2 protein-coding genes are annotated in these 1161 nt (G+C 67.4%); both read right to left on the bottom strand.

The features are described from left to right. On the bottom strand, positions 1-590 hold a 590-nt coding region (locus AB0I73_RS41430), incomplete at its 3' end, for a transposase (RefSeq protein WP_363045537.1). Continuing rightward, positions 587-1161, bottom strand: a 575-nt coding sequence (locus tag AB0I73_RS41425; protein WP_363045536.1) for an IS630 family transposase, incomplete at its 5' end; no start/stop codon positions are given. The genes AB0I73_RS41425 and AB0I73_RS41430, both read right to left, overlap by 4 nt.

Genomic DNA, 1161 nt, shown 5'->3' with positions numbered 1-1161 from the left:
TACTGATCTTCTCGTAAGTTCGGTGGGTGTGGTGGGCGGATGGTCAGGCCGGTATGGGCGAGGAATGACCATGGCAGTCGGGGGTTGGCGTTGATGCGGTGGATGCCTTGCTCGGTAGCGTCGGCGACATCGGCGAGGTGGTCGCCGGCGAGGTTGGCGAGTTCACGCTTCTTGAGCGAGGACCACAGCAGTTCCACCGGGTTCAGCTCGGGAGCGTAGGCGGGTAACCGCTCCAGGGTGAGCCAGTCCTGGTCGGCGGCCCAGGCCCGCATCGCCCGGCTCCAGTGGGCGGACAGGCCGTCCCAGACCAGCACCACTCGCTCGCCGCGGTAGAACACCTTCATCTGCTCCAGGACCTCGATGAGAGCGGTGGTGTCGTAGCTGCCAGGCTTGAGATGGAAGCACAGACGCGGCCCGCGGTCGGGATCGGCGGCGTGGTAGCCGAGGGCCGCGGCCATCGAGGCGCGCTTCCAGTTCAGCCGGTGCCGCAGGAAAGGTGTGCGGCCGCGGGGTGCATAGGTGCGACGGACCTGAGGCAGCAGCGACACGCCTGATTCGTCGAGGAACACGATCCAGGCACGTGTGTTCACCGCCCCTTTTTAATGCGCGGCCACTCGTGAGCTATCCAGCGGGCGATCTCGGACTCGTCCCGCTCCACCGCGCGACGTTCCGGGCGCTGCAGACTCCACCCCAGCCGGCCGGTCAGCAGCCGCCACACCGATGCGCGTGACAAGGACACCCCCGTCGCACGCTCGATGACCAGGCCGACCCGCTCCAGTGTCCACAGATCGGCCTCGAACCCGTGCGCCTGGGCGCCTTGTTTCAGCGCGGTCCGCACCTGCTCGACCTGGACATCGTCCAGCTTGGGCGGGCGACCGGTGGCCGGGCGCCGGCGCAGGGCATCGGTGCCGCCCTCCTCCCACACCCGTTTCCACCGCCGCACGCTCTCGGCACTGACCCCCAGCATCCGAGCGATCTCGGCATTCGAACGTCCCTGATCGAACAACTCAGCCGCCCGCACACGCCGCGCCTCGGCCAACTGCGGCCGCGTCAAAGGGGGAACGACAGGCCCGGAGACAACAGGCGAAGGCTTGAAAGACACGACACCAGACTCCCACCAACGAGCCCGCCACACCCACCGAACTAACGAAAAGATCAGTA

Source organism: Streptomyces sp. NPDC050388 (genome assembly GCF_040655635.1).
Classification (GTDB): Bacteria; Actinomycetota; Actinomycetes; order Streptomycetales; family Streptomycetaceae; genus Streptomyces.
Note: the sequence above shows the minus strand (reverse complement) of the source record. Positions and strands in the feature narration are given on the sequence as shown.